Annotated in this window: 18 protein-coding genes and 1 tRNA gene; 14 read left to right on the plus strand and 5 right to left on the minus strand. The window is 65.3% G+C overall.

The window, feature by feature from the left end:
• The first annotated feature begins 41 nt into the window (after positions 1-41).
• The 4 genes from HACJB3_RS01390 to HACJB3_RS01405 all read left to right on the plus strand — a co-directional run bounded on the left by HACJB3_RS01390 (position 42) and on the right by HACJB3_RS01405 (position 6771).
• Positions 42-1568: a flippase gene (locus HACJB3_RS01390; protein ID WP_008418688.1), complete on the plus strand. Its 1527-nt coding sequence runs from the start codon at positions 42-44 to the stop codon at positions 1566-1568.
• Positions 1569-1769: 201 nt separating this feature from the next.
• Positions 1770-3137, plus strand: a complete 1368-nt coding sequence (locus HACJB3_RS01395) for a right-handed parallel beta-helix repeat-containing protein (RefSeq protein WP_008418686.1) — start codon at positions 1770-1772, stop codon at positions 3135-3137.
• Positions 3138-3409: 272 nt separating this feature from the next.
• On the plus strand, positions 3410-5332 hold the full coding sequence (locus tag HACJB3_RS01400; protein WP_008418683.1) for a hypothetical protein: 1923 nt from the start codon (positions 3410-3412) through the stop codon (positions 5330-5332).
• A 50-nt stretch (positions 5333-5382) separates the two neighbouring features.
• Positions 5383-6771 (plus strand): signal recognition particle protein Srp54, encoded by a 1389-nt coding sequence (locus HACJB3_RS01405; RefSeq protein ID WP_008418681.1) that lies wholly within the window; start codon positions 5383-5385, stop codon positions 6769-6771.
• 37 nt (positions 6772-6808) lie between these two features.
• On the opposite strand, the gene HACJB3_RS01410 is transcribed toward HACJB3_RS01405, so the two are convergent.
• Both HACJB3_RS01410 and HACJB3_RS01415 read right to left on the minus strand, forming a co-directional pair.
• Positions 6809-7222 carry an RNA-binding domain-containing protein gene (locus HACJB3_RS01410; RefSeq protein WP_008418679.1) on the minus strand — a complete coding sequence of 138 codons (414 nt, stop codon included), beginning with the start codon at positions 7220-7222 and terminating at the stop codon, positions 6809-6811.
• The gene (locus tag HACJB3_RS01415) at positions 7219-7761 is read right to left on the minus strand and encodes an AAA family ATPase (protein ID WP_008418678.1); all 543 of its coding nucleotides are present in this window, start codon (positions 7759-7761) and stop codon (positions 7219-7221) included. Before HACJB3_RS01415 ends, HACJB3_RS01410 begins: the two co-directional genes overlap by 4 nt.
• A gap of 166 nt (positions 7762-7927) precedes the next feature.
• Here HACJB3_RS01415 and HACJB3_RS01420 point away from each other — a divergent pair.
• The 6 genes from HACJB3_RS01420 (at position 7928) to HACJB3_RS01445 (ending at position 11589) form a co-directional block, all read left to right on the plus strand.
• A tRNA-Arg gene (locus HACJB3_RS01420) sits at positions 7928-8031 on the plus strand.
• Positions 8032-8244: 213 nt separating this feature from the next.
• The gene (locus HACJB3_RS01425) at positions 8245-8433 is read left to right on the plus strand and encodes a hypothetical protein (RefSeq protein WP_238532783.1); all 189 of its coding nucleotides are present in this window, start codon (positions 8245-8247) and stop codon (positions 8431-8433) included.
• A gap of 88 nt (positions 8434-8521) precedes the next feature.
• Complete coding sequence (gene pyrE / locus HACJB3_RS01430) at positions 8522-9040, plus strand: orotate phosphoribosyltransferase (RefSeq protein WP_008418674.1); 519 nt, start codon at positions 8522-8524, stop codon at positions 9038-9040.
• A gap of 73 nt (positions 9041-9113) precedes the next feature.
• Entirely contained in the window at positions 9114-9827 is a 714-nt protein-coding gene (locus HACJB3_RS01435; RefSeq protein ID WP_008418672.1) for a phosphoribosyltransferase family protein, read from the plus strand.
• A gap of 89 nt (positions 9828-9916) precedes the next feature.
• Positions 9917-11296 (plus strand): NCS2 family permease, encoded by a 1380-nt coding sequence (locus HACJB3_RS01440; RefSeq protein WP_008418670.1) that lies wholly within the window; start codon positions 9917-9919, stop codon positions 11294-11296.
• A 38-nt stretch (positions 11297-11334) separates the two neighbouring features.
• The gene (locus HACJB3_RS01445) at positions 11335-11589 is read left to right on the plus strand and encodes a glutathione S-transferase N-terminal domain-containing protein (RefSeq protein WP_008418667.1); all 255 of its coding nucleotides are present in this window, start codon (positions 11335-11337) and stop codon (positions 11587-11589) included.
• A gap of 31 nt (positions 11590-11620) precedes the next feature.
• Here the strand turns inward: HACJB3_RS01445 and HACJB3_RS01450 are convergent, their stop codons facing one another.
• Entirely contained in the window at positions 11621-12595 is a 975-nt protein-coding gene (locus HACJB3_RS01450; RefSeq protein WP_008418666.1) for a transcriptional regulator, read from the minus strand.
• A 139-nt stretch (positions 12596-12734) separates the two neighbouring features.
• Here HACJB3_RS01450 and HACJB3_RS01455 point away from each other — a divergent pair, with 139 nt between their 5' ends.
• The gene (locus HACJB3_RS01455) at positions 12735-14000 is read left to right on the plus strand and encodes a tRNA(Ile)(2)-agmatinylcytidine synthase (protein ID WP_008418664.1); all 1266 of its coding nucleotides are present in this window, start codon (positions 12735-12737) and stop codon (positions 13998-14000) included.
• Positions 14001-14004: 4 nt separating this feature from the next.
• Here the strand turns inward: HACJB3_RS01455 and HACJB3_RS01460 are convergent, their stop codons facing one another.
• Positions 14005-14319: a hypothetical protein gene (locus HACJB3_RS01460; protein ID WP_008418662.1), complete on the minus strand. Its 315-nt coding sequence runs from the start codon at positions 14317-14319 to the stop codon at positions 14005-14007.
• Positions 14320-14555: 236 nt separating this feature from the next.
• Here HACJB3_RS01460 and HACJB3_RS01465 point away from each other — a divergent pair, with 236 nt between their 5' ends.
• From HACJB3_RS01465 to HACJB3_RS01475, 3 genes are read left to right on the plus strand one after another with little or no spacing between them, the layout of a single operon-like run.
• Positions 14556-15470 carry an ABC transporter ATP-binding protein gene (locus HACJB3_RS01465; protein WP_013199333.1) on the plus strand — a complete coding sequence of 305 codons (915 nt, stop codon included), beginning with the start codon at positions 14556-14558 and terminating at the stop codon, positions 15468-15470.
• A complete protein-coding gene (locus HACJB3_RS01470; protein ID WP_008418658.1) occupies positions 15467-16324 on the plus strand; it encodes an ABC transporter permease in 858 nt (285 codons plus the stop codon). Before HACJB3_RS01465 ends, HACJB3_RS01470 begins: the two co-directional genes overlap by 4 nt.
• A gap of 32 nt (positions 16325-16356) precedes the next feature.
• Positions 16357-16536, plus strand: a complete 180-nt coding sequence (locus HACJB3_RS01475) for a hypothetical protein (protein WP_008418656.1) — start codon at positions 16357-16359, stop codon at positions 16534-16536.
• Here the strand turns inward: HACJB3_RS01475 and HACJB3_RS01480 are convergent.
• Positions 16527-17762: an NRAMP family divalent metal transporter gene (locus HACJB3_RS01480; protein WP_008418655.1), complete on the minus strand. Its 1236-nt coding sequence runs from the start codon at positions 17760-17762 to the stop codon at positions 16527-16529. The genes HACJB3_RS01475 and HACJB3_RS01480 overlap by 10 nt on opposite strands.
• Between the last annotated feature and the right edge of the window lie 30 nt (positions 17763-17792).

Below are 17792 nucleotides of genomic sequence, written 5' to 3' on the forward strand. Positions count from 1 at the left end.
CCGCATGAAACTCATTTCCGATAGCCGATGACCGACCGCTAATGGCCGAGGAGGACCCCTTTCGGAAGCTCTTTACCGGCGGGAGCATCGTCTTCGTCGGCGAGATGTTCGGGCTCGGGCTCTCGTTTCTCTCCACGCTCGTCATCGGCCGGCTGCTCGGTCCCGGCGGGTACGGCGCGATCGCACTGGGATCGGCGGCGCTGGCGACCGTCTCGACGCTCGTTCTCTTGGGGATGCACACCGGTGTCGGGCGATTTCTGCCCCGATACGACGATCCGGAACGCCGTCGTGGCGTCCTCGTCTCGGCGTTCCAGCTCGTCTTGCCGCTGTCGATCCTCTCGGGGGCTGGCCTGATCCTGCTCGCGGAGCCCATCGCGACACGGGCCTTCGGCGATCCGAACGTCGCGCCGGTCCTGCGGGTGTTCGGGCTGGCGATGCCGTTCGCCTCGGTCGAGAAACTCGCCGTCGGCGGGATTCAGGGGGTCAAACGGACGTTTCCCAAGGTGCTCGTCGAGAACGTTACCGCCCACCTCACTAGACTCGTTCTCGCGGTGGTGCTTCTGTGGGCGGGGTTCGACGCCGCGGGCGTCGCGTGGGCGTACGTCCTCGGTCACGCCGGTGCGGCCGGACTCGGAACGTACTACCTGTATCGCTACACGCCGCTGTTCTCGCGGATCGGTGCGACCTCGATGCACCGCGAACTGCTCGCCTTCTCTGCGCCGCTGATCGTCTCGGCGATCATGGTGAAGATCCTCGCCGACATCGATACCTTCCTGCTCGGGTATTTCGTCTCGACGGCCGACGTCGGCGTCTACAACGTGCTCTATCCGCTTGCGACGATGCTGACGATCGTGCTCGCCTCCTTCGGTTTCCTGTTCGTGCCGGTTCTCTCGGAGCTACACGCCGAGGGTGACGTCGGGGAGATGGCCCACATGTACCGGCTGGTCACGAAGTGGATCTTCGTGGCTTCGCTTCCGATCTTTCTCGTCATCGGGCTGTTCTCCGAGCTGTTGATCCGCTATACGTACGGATCGCAGTATACGGAGGGGGCGCTCGCGCTCTCGGTGCTCGCGGTCGGGTTTTTCGTTCACGCGATCGTCGGCCCGAACTACAAGACACTGACCGCGATGGGCCACACCCGCCTCATCATGTTCGACAACATCGGAGCGGCGGGACTCAACGTCGCCCTCAACGTCCTGTTGATCCCCCGCTACTCGTATCTCGGCGCGGCCGTCGCGACCGTTATCGCCTATTTCTCGCTCAACGTGGCGTACTCGACCCAGCTGTACACCCGGACCGGGATCCATCCCTTCGACGAGTCGCTGTCGAAAGCGGCGATCGCCGCGCTCGTACCCATCGGCGCGATCTACCTCGTCACCGCCTCGCTCGTGACGATCACGCTTCCGGTTTCCCTCGTGCTCTTCGGGCTCTTTCTGGCGATCCACGCCGTCGTCACCCTCCGGTTCGGCGGCATCGATCGCGAGGAGGTCCTGCTCGTGCTCGATCTGGAGGACCGTCTCGGTGTGGATCTCGGTCCGGCCAAGGCGGTCGCGAAACGCCTTCTGTGACGGCCGCGGCGCCACGGTCGATCACGCGGCTACCCGATCGCTTGACGGAGGCGCCCCTCCGCGCTGGCCTCTGTTGCTCCGCTGGTCACGGACGGATGAGTTCCGGTCGGTCGACGCCTTATTTTTCCATATTTAATACATAAAACTTATTATTAATCTATATACTTCGAAGTTATAAATATCGGACGTAACGATGGATCGATGGATCGTCGGGCCTATCTCACGCTCGGACTCGCCGCCGCCGCGGGCGCGGTCGGCGTGGGGTCGTCTCCAGTCATGGCCAGCGAGGATCCGGCACCGAGCGGGGAAGCAGTCGGCGGCGGCGAGGGCTACGAGCGGACGGTCTCGCCAGCCGACGCGGACGCCGTCGTCTCGACGCGCGAGGAGTTGCTCTCGGCGCTCGACGGCGGTGCAGGGCGGACGATCTACGTCGCCGACGACGCGACGATCGACCTGAGCGCCCGCCGGATCACGATCCCCGGCGACGTGACCCTCGCGAGCGGACGGGGGACTGACGGCTCGCCGGGTGCGCTGATCACCGCCGACGAGCGCGCCTCGCGGCTCTTCCAGGTCTACGAGGAGGGCGTGCGGATCACGGGGCTGCGCTTTCGTGGCCATCACGTCGGTTACTACGACCCCTCGGGGGGCGCCTGGAGCAACGACTCGCTGGCGCTGCGTGCGTACGCCGACTGCGAGATCGACAACTGCGAGCTCTACGGCTGGACCCACGCGGCGATCGGCGTCGGCCGTCACGGCTCGGACCCGCTCGACAGCGCGGCCCACGTCCATCACTGCTCGATCCACGACAACATGATGGCCGGACTCGGCTACGGCGTCGTCGTCTACCGGGGCGACCCGCTTATCGAGCACAACTACTTCGACGGGAACCGACACAGCATCGCGGGCGGCGGCGGTCCCGGCTGCAGCTACGAGGCCCGCCACAACCTTCAGGGACCGAACAGCCTGATCTTCGGCTTCGAGATGCACAGCCCCGGCGGCGACCGGATCGACGTCCATCACAACACGTTCGAACTCGTCGAGAACCGGGGCGGAAGCACCACCGCGGCGGTCGCCGTCCGCGGGACGCCTGCGTCGGGCGCTCGGGTAGTCGACAACTGGTTTCACAACTCCACCGATCCCGGCTCCGATCGCCTCGCGGACGGTTCGCCGGTCGTCCAGTACGACAACGACGCCGGCGGCGACGGGTGGGACGAGGTCACGCTCTCGGGCAACCACTTCGGACGCGACGAGCCACCTGTGGACGTCGGCCATCCCCGCGAGACGGCCGACGTCGCCGACACCGACGCGGCGGACAACACCAGCGTTCTGACGGTCGCCGGTCGGGGCTCGACGGCCCAGTACGCGTTCGAGGTCTCGGGCGAGGTCGAGAAATCGACCGCCTACGGCGCGACGATCAACTCCTACGATTCGATCACTGGTTCGCGCGTGACGGGCCGGACGACGAACGAACCCGACTCGTTCGCGATCGCGGGCGAGATCACGGACTTCGAGGCCAGCGTGCCGGTTGACGTCGCCATCGACGGCGAGACCGTCGATTTGGCTCCCTGAGTCGCGCTCGTTCACACCCATTGATACTTAATCCGTCTTTCACGAAAACCAGTTGAGACTTAATGTGTATCTATCAGCCGTTTCGGTCGCTCTCTCCGTCGGATAGGGATTGCGGACTGTGGTCGATGGACTGTCGTGTGATTGTGTAACCCGAGACGCTATTAGACCGACCATAATAAAGCGACCATGGGTCCGAGGGGCGAGCGATGCGAGGGAGGGGACGGAGTCAGCGGTGCGGTTCGGGCCCACTGTTCACGGGGGATCGCTCGTAGATGCATCTCTCGATGGGCGAACGCCGGATCAGCTTCGGCACCCTTGGGGCGGTCGCGGGACTCCTGTTGGCGGGGCTGTTGATCCCGCTCAACCTCTATCTCTCCCACATGCTGGTACGGACCGTCCCGCCGGTGCTGGCGGTCGCGTGTCTGCTCTATCTGGTAGCGACGCGGACCCCGTCGGCCGAGCGCACCCCCACACTGTCCCGGGGAGCCGCCCACGCCCTGCCGGGGGTCGTCTTCCTCGGCACGGCCGGGCTGATCGCCCTCTCGATGCTGACCGGTGGGCGCGGCCCCGCGTTCTACGCGATCACGATCGCGCTTTCGGTGATCGTCTTCCTCCAGATCGCGCTCGTTCCGGAGCGTAACCTCTCGATCGGCCTGTTGTTGGGGCAGGTCCTCGCGCTGGGGTTCGTCGTGCGCTTTGCCGGGTTGCTCGGGTCGGCGGGCTACGTCGGGATCGACGTCTGGGTCCACATGCCCCAGTACGTCGGCGGGATCCTCGAAACCGGATCGCTCGAGGGCATGGGTCGGACCAAGTACACCGCCGCGCCGCTGTATCACCTCACGGTCGCCGCAACGACGATCCTGACCGGCCTCTCGCCGCGCCTCGCGCTGTTCGGCTCGGTCGGGATCGCCATGGCCCTCGCGAGCCTCCTGGTGTACCTGACCGCCGTCCGGTTTACGACGCCCCGATGGGCGGTCTTTGCCACCGCGGCCTACTCGATCAGCGATTTCGTCGTCGTCTGGTCGATCCACCTGATCCCGACGAGCCTCGGGCTGATCGTGTTTCTGGCCGTTCTGTTGCTGTTCGTCCGGATCCAGCAACACGGGCCCCGTCCCGGCGAAGTCGCGTTGCTCATCGGGTTCATGTTCGCGATGGCGTTGACCCACCAGGTGTCGGCGTTCATCATGCTCGTGTTGTTCGGCGCCGGTTCGGCCGCACAGATCCTCCTGAACGCCGGGCGACTCCGCCGATGGCTGCTCTCGGACCGGGAGACCTCGATCCGCGTCCACAGCGTTCACGGCTACTCGGCGTTCGCACTCGGCCTGCTCATGCTCGTCTGGAGCATGACTCCCTGGGGGAACCGAACGTTCACCGAGGCGGTCGTCGTGGTGCTCTGGGGATCGATCGAGGGCAGCGGGCTGTTCGACCGCGGCGAGGCCGGCAGTGCCGCCGCCGCCGGGGGTCAACCGGGTTCGTTCGTCGGCGAGACGCTCATCCCGCTGATCGACCACACCGGCTTTCTCCTCTTCCTGTTCGGGACCGTGATCGGCAGCCTCTACCTCCTGGGGCGCGAGCGAACGAGCCAGTCGGGACTCACGCTCATCGTCGCCGCCGTGATCATGATGGTGTTCACGCTCGTCCCGCCGATGTTCGGGTTGCGTAACTTCCTGCCCGGGCGGTGGTTCGCCTTTCTCTATGCGGTGATGGCGGTCCTGACCGCCGTCGGCTTCGACCGCCTGCGCCGGGACTGTTCGCCGCAGGTGCTCGCGGCGGTCGTGCTCGTCTTCGCGCTCACCTTCTCGGGAGGGATGGTACTCGCAAGCGACGCGACACAGGACGCCCCCACGTTCCCCGAGGAGAGCGTCCGATACGGCTACTCGCCCGCGGAGGCGAGCGCGATGGACACGCTCATCGAAACGACCGAGAGCGACGTAAACAACCCCATCTACAGCGACAGTCCCTACATCAGTGTCCTCAACCGCTACGGCGGCGAGGAACGCTTTGGGACGGCCACCGTCGACGGCGAGCCACCCGACCACGGGACCGTCGTCTATCGGGACTACCAGCGCGAGGGCGCGCCACGCTTCGAGACCGACGACGGGCGAAACCACATCCGCCAGACGAACGTCCAGGAGATGTGTGGGACCCGCTCGATCGGCTACGACAACGGCGACGTCACTCTCTGTGAGCGCTGACTGACCGAACGGACAAACTCTTTAGCGCCTCGGCCGTCTACTCGTGGTAAATGGTACTCGACGATCTCGGAACTTCCCTCAGGGGGACCTTGGAGGAGCTCCGCGGGAAGTCACGGCTCACCGAAGAGGACGTGCAGGCGGTCGTCAAGGAGATCCAGCGCTCGCTTCTCCAGGCCGACGTCGACGTCTCGCTGGTGATGGAACTCTCCGATTCGATCAAGACCCGCGCACTCGAAGAGGAACCGCCGGGCGGGACGACCGCACGCGATCATGTCCTGCGGATCGTCTACGAGGAGCTGGTCGCGCTCGTGGGCGACTCGACGGAGCTGCCCCTCGAAGAACAGACGATCATGCTTGCGGGCCTGCAGGGGTCGGGGAAGACGACCACGGCCGCGAAGATGGCGTGGTGGTTCTCGAAGAAGGGGCTTCGTCCTGCCGTGATCCAGACCGACACCTTCCGGCCGGGTGCGTACGACCAGGCAAAACAGATGTGCGAACGCGCCGAGGTCGAGTTCTACGGAGATCCCGACGCCGAGGACCCCGTCGAGATCGCCCGCCGGGGGATGGAAGAGACCGCCGACGCCGACGTCCACATCGTCGACACGGCGGGTCGACACGCCCTAGAGGACGAACTGATCAAGGAGATCGAGGCGATCGGCGAGGCGGTCGAGCCCGACCGCTCGTTGCTGGTGCTCGACGCCGCGATCGGGCAGGGTGCGAAAGAACAGGCCCGCCGTTTCGAGGAGTCGATCGGGATCCAGGGGGTGGCGATCACGAAACTCGACGGGACCGCGAAGGGTGGCGGGGCCCTGACCGCGGTCAATGAGACCGACTCGACGATCGCCTTCCTCGGGACCGGCGAGGAGGTAGACGACATCGAGCGCTTCGAACCAAACGGCTTCATCTCCCGACTGTTGGGGATGGGCGACCTGAAACAGCTCACCGAACGCGTCGAGCGCGCGATGGCAGAAACCCAGGAAGAAGAGGAGGACTGGGACCCCGAGGACCTGCTGTCCGGGACCTTCACGCTCCACGACATGCGAAAGCAGATGAACGCGATGAACCGCATGGGCCCGCTGGATCAGATCATGGACATGATCCCCGGACTCGGCGGCGGGCTCATGGACCAGTTGCCCGACGACGCGATGGACGTCACTCAAGACCGGCTGCGCCGATTCGAGTTCGTCATGGACTCGATGACCGACGCGGAGCTAGAACACCCACGAGCGATCGGTCAGAGCCAGATCGAGCGCATCGCGCGCGGTTCGGGCACCGACGAGGAGACCGTCAGGGAGCTGCTCCAGCAACACAAGATGATGGAACGAACGCTGAAACAGTTCCAGGGGATGGGCCAGGGCAACATGGACATGGAGCGCATGATGAAACAGATGGAAAATCAGGGCGGCGGCGGTGGCGGCGGCATGGGCGGGCTGTTCTGAGACGGGCCGACGTCGCCGGGCCGTCCCGCTCCGCCCGCTACCCGTCCGGTTCGACCGGCCGGCCGTCCTCCGTCGGCGGCGCGATGTGGTCGATGTAGGCCTCGACGCCGGGATCGTCCACGCGGACTTCGACGTCGATCTCCCCCAACTCGCTCTCCTCGCCGACCGCGAAGTTCACGACGCTTTGGAAGGCCGCCTGTTTCTTCAGCGAAAACGAGAAGTACTGTCCCGATTGGCGGGCGAAGAACTCGTTGCGGGCGGTGTCGAGGATCTCCTGGCGGTGCAACAGTTCCGAAAAGTGATCCAGCGAGTGGGTCGTCCCGATGACCTCCCCCTCTTTTGTTTCGAGTTCGACGTTCGGAAACAGGTTCCCCACGGCGTCTTTGACCCTGTCGGTGACTTCGGTGTCACGGACCGGCACCCGAACGGTGGCCTCGACCCGGTAGATCATCGTCGTGCCTCCGAGAGCAGTTCGTCGATCCGTTCGCGAAACGCCGCGAGCGAGCCGGTGTTCTCGATGGTCACGTCCGCGCGCGCCATCGCCTCGCCCATCCCGAAGCCCAGTTCCCGCTCGTCGCGGGTTTCCAGCGGTTCGGTCTCGGGGTTGTCCCGGCCGCGCACGTCGAGGCGTTCCTCGCGGAGTTCGAAGGGCGCCTCGACCGCGATCAGGGTGAAGGCCTCGCCGAAGGCCTCCTCGAAGCGTTCTGCCTCCGCGCCCGAGCGAAGCCCGTCGACGAGAACGACCCTGCTCCCTTCGAGGCGCTCCTCGATCAGCGGCAAGGAACGCTCGGCGATCGCCAGCGGGCCGTCCTCCTCGCGCAGCGCCGTCGCGACCTCGCCGTGATGGTCCGCGGGGTCGAGCCCCCGCTCGCGACACTCCCGGCGGATGACGTCGCCCATCGTGACGACGGGAATGTCTTCCTCGCGGGCGACGGCGGCGGCCTCGCCCTTCCCGCTGCCCGGCAGGCCGACGGTTCCGATGACTCGCATTCGGCGGCGATAGACGCGGTCGGCGGTTAAGCCTGTCCTTCGCACCGTTCTACGGTTCGACTGTTCCCTCGTCGCAAAAGCGACATTCAAAACGCCTCGCTCCCGTCGGTCGCCGACGGTTCCGATCCCGTTAGCTTTTCAACTCGGCCCGCAAACGAGGTTTCGAGGGCACGTAGCTCAGTCCGGATAGAGCGTCGGACTTCTATCCTCGGTGCGCCAGCGCCGGGGGAAGACATCCGACGGTCGTGGGTTCGAATCCCATCGTGCCCGTTCGCTCCTTTCAGTCGCTTACGGGCGCTCCATAACGCCACTCGATTCGCTCGCGGCGATCCCATCGTGCCCGCTCGCTCCTTCCGATTTCTCGTGGCCATTCTTGAGCCTCCTCGCTTCGCTCATGCGATTTCACGATAGCCAGAACCGTTCTGTTAGAGTGAAACACATACGTCATATGCCTCTACAGTTACTGCTGACGTGGTTGCGGCCATGATCGCAACTCGGCTACGGCGGGTCGTCGGTGTCGCGCTTGCCCTTTTCGCGCTTGTGGGGCTGTTCACGTTGTACTCGCGGATCGTGTTCCTGACGTTCCGGAGTATTTCGGCCGGCGTTGCCTTCCTCGGCGGTCTTGTTCTCGTGACAATCACCGTCGTTGTCGGGCGTCGGCTATTCTGGTGAGACGCCGGTGTCGGGACACATCATGCACCCGCTGTCGACGGCAGTTTCGGACCGCACCCCTTTTGATCCGTCCCGCGAGACTCCGACCATGGCCGATACGGACCTCATCGCGGCACTGCGCGAGGCTGACGCCGTCCAGTACGGCGAGTTCGAACTCTCCCACGGCGGGACGAGTGACTACTACGTCGATAAGTACCGCTTCGAGACCCACCCACGCTGTCTCTCGTTGATCGCGACGGCCTTCGCCGAGCGGATCGACGAGCCGAAACTCGCGGGCGTTGCCCTCGGGGCCGTTCCTCTGGTAGCGGTCACGAGCGTCGAGACCGACCTCCCGTACGTCATCGCGCGCAAGCAACAGAAGGAGTACGGCACCGCCAACCTGATCGAGGGCGTTCTCGAGGAGGGCGAGGAGGTGCTCGTCCTCGAGGACATCGCAACGACCGGGCAAAGCGCCGTCGACGCCGCCCAGGCGCTCCGGGAGGCCGGTGCCCGCGTTGAGCGCGTGCTGGTCGTGGTCGACCGCGAGGAGGGCGCCCGCGAGCTGCTCGCCGACCACGACCTCGAACTCGACGCGCTGCTCACGGCGAGCGAACTGCTCGACCGGTAGTATCCGCCTCCGTGCCTGTTTTTTCCCGAAGCCGATTCGGACTGTTCAAGTTCGTGTAGATCACCGTTCGAGTATGAACAGAGCCGAAAAGGCCGCCCTCCAGTTGCAGGCGGTCTCGGTGCTCGGAATGCTGAAAGAGACTCGGACCTACGACGAACTCGCCGATCTGACGGGCCTGCCCGCGGGCGACCTCAACCGGTACGTCAACGGCCACGTCCTACCCGGGACCGAGCGCGCCCGCGAGGTGATCGAGGGCGTCGGCTACGAGACGCTCGCGGCGGAACTCGACGCGCGAATCGAACTCGACGGCGAGGGCTACGTCGACAACTCGGGAATCGTCTTCGACCAGCCCTTTCTCGACCTGCTCGCCCCGGTCGTCGCCGAGTCCTTCGGGTTCGACCGGCCGGACGTCGTGCTGACGGCCGCGACCGACGGGATCACGCTCGCCGCAGCGATGGCACGATACTTCGACGCGCGGTGTGCCTACGCCAAGAAGTCCAAGGAGACGGCCGTCGAGGAGTTCATCGAGGCCCGCGACCGGCTGGACTCGGGGATCGAACTCACCTACTACCTGCCGACCTCGGTGCTGTCGGCGGGCGACACCGTACTGGTGGTCGACGACCTGATCCGCTCGGGCGAGACCCAGGAACTCCTGCTCGATATCGCCGCCGAGTCCGACGCCCGCGTCGGCGGGGTGTTCGCGCTGATCGCCGCCGGCGAGGAGGGGATCGACCGCGCCGAAGCGAAGACCGACGCGCCCGTCGGTGCCCTCTCGCAACTCGACTGACCGTTCCCTATCCGTATCGATGCATACCTCCCGCGAATACGGACGAAAATACTTAAATAATGCCTTCGCGCTATGCTCACTCGTGTATCATGGGGACTGGTGAACGCCTGCGTTCGTACTTCGCCGTCGAGCGGGAGGGAAGCGACCTCAGGACCGAGGCCATCGCGGGGATCACGACCTTTCTGGCCATGTCGTACATCATTCTGGTCAACCCGGTGATCCTCGCCGAGGCGATCGCGATCGAGGGCTACTCGACGGTGGACGTCCAGCAGATGATCGCCATCGCGACGATCCTTTCGGCCTTCGTCGCGACGCTCGTGATGGCCGTCTACGCCCGTCGCCCGTTCGCGCTCGCACCCGGGATGGGGCTCAACGCCTTTTTCGCCTTCACCGTCGTCCTCGGGCTCGGGATCCCATGGCAGACCGCGCTGGCGGCGGTGTTCGTCGAGGGGCTGATTTTCATCGCCATCACCGCCGTCGGCGCGCGAAAGTACGTCATCGAACTGTTCCCCGAACCCGTGAAGTTCTCGGTCGGGGCCGGGATCGGGATCTTCCTGCTGTTCATCGGCCTCCAGGAGATGCAACTGGTCGTCGCGGACGAATCGACGCTCGTGGCCCTGGGCGATATCGCCGCCAGTCCCGTCGCCGGGTTGGGTGTCCTCGGCCTCGCGGTCACGTTCGTCCTCTGGGCGCGCGGGATCAAGGGGGCGATCGTCATCGGGATCGTCGCCACTACGCTCTTTGGATGGGCGCTCACGTTCGCGGGCGTCTTCGAGCGGGGCGTCGTCACCCCCGAGACGCTCGCGAGCCCCCAGTACGACATTACGCCGCTGGCGGGTGCGTTTCTCGACGGGCTAGGGAACGTCGATCCGCTGACCTTCGTGCTGGTCGTGTTCACCTTTTTCTTCGTCGATTTCTTCGACACCGCCGGGACGCTGATCGGTGTCTCACAGTTCGGCGGCTTCCTCGACGAGGAGGGCGACCTCCCGGAGATCGAGAAACCCCTGATGGCCGACGCGATCGGTACGACGGTGGGTGCGATGCTGGGCACCTCGACGGTGACGACCTACATCGAGTCCTCGACCGGCGTCGAGGAGGGCGGACGGACCGGGCTGACGGCGCTGGTCGTCGCCGGGCTCTTTTTGATCGCGCTGGTCGCGGTCCCGCTGATCGCTGCGATCCCCGCTTACGCCTCCTACATCGCCCTCGTCGTCGTCGGGATCATCATGCTCCAGGGCGTCCTCGACGTCGACTGGAACGACCCCGCGTGGGCGGTCTCCGGGGGCCTTACCATCACGGTGATGCCTCTTACCTACTCGATCGCAAACGGGCTGGCGGCGGGGATCGTCGCCTACCCGGTTATCAAAAGCGCCGTCGGGGACGCCGAGGAGGTGCGCCCCGGCCAGTGGCTCCTCGCGGCGGCGCTCGTGGGGTACTTCTACGTCCAGACCAGCGGGATGTTGCTCTGATCCGGTCGCTTTTGAGTGAGGCCCGTCTAGAGGAACCGATGGCACCGATAGAGTTCTACGCGCTCGATGGCTGTCCGTTCTGTGCGAAAGTCGAAAGCAAACTCGACGAACTCGGCGTCGAGTACACCACCCACTCAGTTCCGTCGAGTCACGCCGAACGAACCGACGTCGAGGAGATCAGCGGCCAGACCGAGGTCCCGATGATCATCGACCCCGACCACGGCGTCGAGGGGATGCATGAGAGCGACGACATCGTCGAGTACCTCGAAGAGACCTACGGCTCGGCGGCCTAATCGAGCTTCGATCACGGGAACGACCGGCAGGTCAGGCGTGCTCCTCGGGGGGTGTGGTGCGCTCGCGGATCAGGTCCCTGAGCTCCTCGCCGTCGCGGGCCGATTCGGCCTCCTCACGCTCGACGATCGCGGTCCCCTCGATTTCCTCCCGGGGTGCCTTATCGACGAAGTAGACCGAGCGGGTGAGCGTCACCTTTCCGAGCGAGCCCATGATCCGGGCGCGTTTCTCGGCGGTCTTCGTAAAGGCGGAGTTGCCGGTGAGAAGGCTCTCCTCCTTGCCCTTACCCGTGTCCTCGCCGACGGCCTTGAACGGCGCGCGCGTCGTCGGGTGGACGTCGAAGCCCGCCCGGGTGAGCACTGCGGTGATCCCCTCGTCTTCGGGTTCGACGTCGGGGTCCTCGGGAGTGGGGTCGGCATCCCGAACCTCCTCTGCACCGTCGAGTACGTCGACGGGGCTCGTAAGGGGTGCCTCGAAGAGGTCCTCCAGGGCCATCGCCACCTCGATGGAGGCGTTCATGCCGTCCTCGTACTTCGAGACCGTCCGTCGGGAGACGCCCAGTTCGGTGGCCAGTTGGCCCAGACTCCAGCCGCGTTTCTCGCGCTCGTCGGCCAGAACGTCGCTGTCGATGCTGACGTACAGCCCGCCGGGGGCGGCATAGATAAGCGGCGGCACGTTCTCGACGAACAGGTCCATCGCCGTATCGGGGCTGAACACCGGTACGCCGTGTCGGAAGTAGACCACGCCCGGTTTCAGTTCCTCGTCGCGAGTACGCAGTCCGATCACGAAGGGGGTAGCGTTCAGGTAGCTCCCCAGTCGGCGCATCTCCGCGCCGGTCGCGCCGTCGAAGCCGTCGACGTTACCCAGTATCTTCACGAGGATCAGGTCCTCGCCCCGCCGGGCGGCGATGTCGAAGCTCTTCGGGCGAATGGCACACCGGTCGCTCACCGCAAAGCCCGCGTCGGTGAGCATCGCGGTCACGTTCCCGACCAGTGCTGACCGAGACATATTCCTATATAAGTCATTCGACCCATATATGTGTTGTGACAGTGCAGCATCCCGTTTTCCACTTCTCCACCGCCCGTTCCGTCGATATATATCACCCCGAGACGAAAGCCGTTAGCCGATCCGGCGGGTAGACGCAACGATGACCGTCGTCGGACTCGACGATACCGACTCGCGGGCGCGCGGGATGTGTACGACGTACCTCACGAGCGTGATTGGCGACGCGCTCGTCGCGGAGGGTGCGACCGTCGAGAAACGCCTGTTGGTCCGGCTCAACCCCGCAATAGAGCACAAGACGCGGGGTAACGCCGCCCTCGCCGTCCACACCGACTGCGACCCCGAAGCCGCCTTCGAGGTCGCCCGCGAGGCGATCGAGGACCTGAGCGTGACCGACGACCCGGACACCCAGCCGGGGCTCGTGGTCGCGCCCGGCGACCCCGGATCGGTCCCGGATTCGGTTGCCGAGTTCGCTCGACGGGCGGTCCGGGATCGCCTCTCGCTCGCGGAGACGCTCGCGCTCGCTGATACCGCGAACTACGTACAGGAGGGCTGGTCCGGCGGGCGGGGGCGGATCGGCGCGCTCGCGGCGGTCGGGGCGGGGCGAGCCTTTTCGGAGTGGACCCACGAACTGATCGCGTATCGCGAGCGCGAACGATGGGGCTCACCGAGGGAAGTCGACCCTGATTCCGTTTTCGAGGCCGCCGAGAGCGGGTATCCCGGCGTCTGGGACACGGTCGATCAGGTGACCGGCGATGCGGTCTGTGTTCCACACACACCCGGTCCGGTCCTCTACGGGATCCGGGGGGACAACCCCGATGCGGTTCGGCGGGTCGCCGGGGGCATCGAAAGCGAACCGGTCGCGAGCAGTGCGCTCTTCACCACGAATCAGGGCACCGACGCCCACTTGCGGGACGGAACGGTCGGCTCGGTTCGGGAGCGCCGAGCTTACCGGGTCAATGGGAAAGTCTCACGTGCACCCGAAACGAGGCGGGGCGGACACGTCTTTTTGGAGATCGGCGAGGGGGGCGACCGTCTGGGGTGTGTGGCGTTCGAGCCCACGAAACGGTTTCGCGACCGGGTGCGCGCGCTGCGGGCGGGCGATCGGATCACGGTCTGCGGGGAGGTTTCGGAGGGGACGCTAAAACTCGAGAAGTTCGCAGTGCGGAAACTGAACCGAACCGGGGACAGAAACCCACGGTGTCCTGATTGTGGGCGTACGATGGAAAGCGCCGGACGCGAGCAGGGCTATCGCTGTCGGGACTGTAAGACGAGCGCGGCCGAAAAGGAGCGAATCGAGATCGAGCGCGACCTCGAGATCGGTTGGTACGAGGTGCCGCCGACCGCACGGCGACACGTCGCGAAACCGCTGATCCGGGGCGGGTTCGACGGACCGACCCACCCCGAGTAGTAGGCTACCAGTCGCCCGCTGCGCTCGCGGTTTCGGGTTCGGTCGGCGTCTCGTCGCTCCGGAGGACGAAGTAGGCAATGGGGACGACCAGCCCGATCGGAAACAGGAGAAACGACAGGCCGACGGCGATCGCCCAGACCGTCCCGTTGTTCTCGCGCTTGGCGGCGTCCTTGTAGACCCAGTACCCGGCGACGATCCCGATCACCACGGACACGAGCGTTATGACCAGCGAGATCATCATCAGCGTCTCCATGTCCACCGGGAAGTCCTCGGGGAGTTCCGATTGCATCAACACGAGCGCCGAAAGCAACTGCTCCATCTACCGTCCCCCGCTTGAGACGTCGATTCGGTTCCCGATTCGCGTGCCACGATATTTCATTGCTACAAATTCAGAATAGAAATTATATACTATATTTCTTCTGCTACAATACGTGAAATTGACATCAATCTGGTGTGGAGCCGGATATTCATTTCATTATAGTGATAATATCATTGAACAACTGGTATCGGCAAGATATATGTATTTTGTTCGATAACGTCGGGCTGATCCAAACTGTGACTGCTATCGAACTGACGGACGTAACGAAACGCTACGGCGACGAAACGGCGCTCTCGGGACTCGACCTCGGAGTGAAGGAGGGAGAGATCTACGGGTTTCTCGGGCCCAACGGGGCGGGCAAATCGACGACGATCAACCTGATTCTGGACTTCGTTCGGCCCACCTCTGGCGAGGTCCGCGTCTTCGGTCACGACGCCCAGACTGAGGGCATGGCGATCCGTCGCCGGACGGGCATCCTGCCGGAGGGGTTCTCGCTGTACGATCGGCTGACCGGCCGCCAGCACCTCGAGTTCGCCACCGAATCGAAGGGGATCGACGCCGACGTTGACGCGTTGTTCGAACGGGTCGGGCTCGGTCCCGATGCGCCCGGCAAGAAGGTCGGGGGCTACTCGAAGGGGATGGCCCAACGCCTCGCGCTTGCGGCGGCGATCGCTGGCGAACCCGACCTCCTGATCCTCGACGAGCCCTCGACCGGCCTCGATCCGGCGGGCGCCCGCCAGATGCGCGACATCATCCGCGCCGAGCGCGACCGCGGGGCGACGATCTTCTTCTCCTCGCACATCCTCGAACAGGTGGACGCGGTCTGTGATCGGGTCGGCATCCTCCGCGACGGCCAACTCGTCGCCGAGGACACCGTCGAGGGGCTCCGGGATGCGACCACCGAGGAGACGACGCTGGTGGTCGAACTCGATCACCTGCCCGAGGGCGCGACCGAGCAGGTCGCTGCCTTAGAGGGTGTCTCGAACGTCACCACGCGGGGAACCGTCGCGACCGTCACCTGCCGGGACGACGTGAAATCGCGTGTCATCCGGGCCTTCGAGGAGGCCGGTGCGACCGTCGAGGACTTCGAGACCGAGGAGTCCTCGCTCGAGGACCTCTTTATCGATTACACGACGGGGGCGACCGCATGAGCGCGATCGCCATCGCCAAAAAGGACTTTCAGGACGCCGTGCGCTCGCGCGGGCTGATCGCGCTGACGGTTATCTTCGTGCTGTTTACCGTCGCCGGCGCGTATATCGGCACACAGGTCGCGGGACTGCTCGGCGACGAGGCCGGCGATACGCTCGATCTGATCATCGGCCTCCAGACGCCTGCGAGCTTTCTGGTCCCGATCATCGCCCTGTTGATCGGCTACGGCGCCGTCGCCGGCGAGCGAGAGAGCGGCAGCCTGAAGTTCCTGCTTGGACTGCCCCACACCCGCCAGGACGTCGTCCTGGGGAAAGTCCTCGGCCGAACGGGGGTCGTGGCGGTCTCGATCCTGATCGGCTTCATCGCCGGGATGATCGCCATCTTCGCGTTTACCGGTTCGTTCTCGCCCGTCGAGTACGCCATTTTCACCCTGCTGACGATCGCTTTGGGCTTCGTCTACGTCTGTATCGGCGTCGGCCTCTCCGCGATGACGAAATCGACCACCCGCGCAGCGGTCGGCGCGTTCGGGCTGCTCGCACTGTTCTGGATCCTCTGGAGCGTCCTCGCCCAGTTGCTGCTGTACCTCACCTCGGGGTCGGTCTTCCCCGAACCACCGATCCCCGGCTGGTACGTCGCGTTCCTCTCGTTGCCGCCGGGGCCGGCCTACGGCTCCGCACTCGGGGCGATCCTCGACGAGGGTGGGCTGGCGGTCGCGAGCACCTACGAGGGCCAGGGTCTCGTCGAGGGTGGGATTCCGATCGTCGCCGAACCGTGGTTCGGGTTCGTGTTGCTTGCGGCGTGGGCGTTCGTCCCGCTGGCGCTCGGCTTGCTCCGGTTCGATCGCGTCGATCTCTAAGAACTATACCGCTTCCTCACCGACTTCCGTTCGTGAACCGCTCGGCTTTCTCCGCGGCGCTGGTGATCGGACTCGTCGGGGCCCTCGCCGCCTCGCGATTCGGCCCGACCGCCGCGTTTTCGCCGCTCGTCGCCGTTTTCGTCTGCTCCGTGGGTGCGCTCGCCGGCCTCTGGATCGTCTCCTATGCGCTCGCGCTCGACGCTCAGAGGTAGCCGACGATCGTCCCCGCGAGGTCCCGTGCGGTCAGGGCCGATCCGACGAACAGTACGCCCACGACCGCGAGGAAGAGGGCCCGCTCGACCCGCGAGGGGTCGAAGTAGCGGGTGACCGCGGCGTACAACGCGATCGCCGTGATCGGCAGTCCGATCACGCCGTTGACCGCGGGCATCGTGATCGCGAGCGTAACCGGTCGAAAGCCGGTAAAGGCCAGAAGCGGCAGCGCGAGCAGCACCGAGAGACAGATCAGCGCGTGGACGACCAGTCGGAAGGGGCGCTCGCCGAAGAACGGCCGGTGGCCGAAGGCCTGCGGGACCATAAAGCCCGCACCGAACAGCGTTCCGGTGGCGCTGGTAAAGGAGGCCCCGCCCGCGGCGATGACGAACACGTCGAGCGCCCACGGCCCGATCGCCGCCGCCAGCGGTTCGCCCGGGGCCGTCAGCGTCAGTCGCCCGTCCGGGATCGTCATCGCCGCGACGGCCATCACCGCGACGCTCAGCGCGACGACCGCGAGCATCCCGAAGGTGTGATCGCGGCGGTACTTCCAGACCACGTCCCAGTCTTTCGTTCCCGACATGCTCGTCTGGATGAAGAAGTTCGGGTAGTACACCGTCGTGCCCAGCAGCGCGATCACCATCGTCAGGTACCCGAACTCCGAGACGAACGACGGGACGAAGCCGGTCGCGACCTCGCCCAACGGCAGGTCGAGCCCGAGGACGATCACGAGATACGACCCGAAGATCGCGAGCACGAGCGCCGCGACCACGCCCTCGATGCGGTTATAGAGACGCAACTCGACGAGCGCGATCCCGAGTGCCGCCATCAGGATCGTCCCGATATAGAGGTTCGAAAGCGGCGTCAGGTAGACGAATGCCGCGCCCGCGAGCGCGTAGTTCGCGACGCTCCAGAACTGCATGATGAAGGCGATACCGACCGCCAGTGGTTTCGCCGCGGTCTCGCCGATTCGCTCGCGGATGTAGACCATCAGCGGCCGGTCGGCCGCTGCCAGCCGTGCGGACATCTCGTGCATCGCGAGACCGGCAAGCAACGCCAGGGGCAACACCCACAGCAGTGCGAAGCCGAAGTCGCTACCGGCCTGCGAGAGGATGAACACCGATCCCGCGCCGAAGACGTTCGCCGCGAACAGCAACCCGAGTCCGTACCGGTTCACGAACCGCTTGGTCCCCGTCACCGATTGCTCGACGTAGTGTCTCGTACTCATCGGAGCGTGCAGTGACGTATCCGAAAGTAC

Origin of the sequence: Halalkalicoccus jeotgali B3, from assembly GCF_000196895.1 — an archaeon.
Classification (GTDB): domain Archaea; phylum Halobacteriota; class Halobacteria; order Halobacteriales; family Halalkalicoccaceae; genus Halalkalicoccus; species Halalkalicoccus jeotgali.